General features: G+C 72.9%; 1 protein-coding gene. It reads right to left on the bottom strand.

What is annotated here, in order from left to right; translation table 11 throughout:
• Positions 1–186, bottom strand: a 186-nt coding sequence (locus ACFPZL_RS14165) for an alpha/beta-hydrolase N-terminal domain-containing protein (protein WP_382336058.1), incomplete at its 3' end; no start/stop codon positions are given.
• Positions 187–532: the final 346 nt, after the last annotated feature.

Below are 532 nucleotides of genomic sequence, written 5' to 3'. Positions count from 1 at the left end.
CAGTGCCCACGACGCCGCTGAGCCGAGCCCGTAGGCCAGGAGCCCCGCGACGGCGCAGAGCAGGCCCTGGAAGAGCGGTCCGCGCGGCAGCAGCGACGGGGTGAGCGCGAGCCAGGCGCCGACGAGGGCTGCAGCAGCAGGCACCGACGGCAGGCGGTACGGGCGCAGGATCGGTGGGGCGCTCATCTGACTGCTCCGACTCCAGTAGTTCGGGAAGGATCGCCGGAGACCCCGGGTGCAACGATGGTACCGGTGATCGCCGGCCGGGATCGGCAACGACCGCAGGATCGGCACCGCCGCGCGGGATCGCAGAATCCGGAATCCGCACCGCATTCAGGATCCGCGCGGCCGTACCCGCTAAGCTGATCCCACGGGCCGTCGCCGGCCCCATCGTCGCCGACGTTCAGATGCCCGGGCCGCACTCCATGTGCGCACACCCGTGCGGCAGACCCTCTGCGGCGAAACGAAGCGCGATCCCGCGCATTCGCCGACCAGGCCCGGGGGCCGCGTCGGATCGCGCCGCGGTCCGGCG

This window comes from Leucobacter soli (assembly GCF_042659205.1).
Lineage (GTDB): Bacteria > Actinomycetota > Actinomycetes > Actinomycetales > Microbacteriaceae > Leucobacter > Leucobacter soli.
Note: the sequence above shows the minus strand (reverse complement) of the source record. Positions and strands in the feature narration are given on the sequence as shown.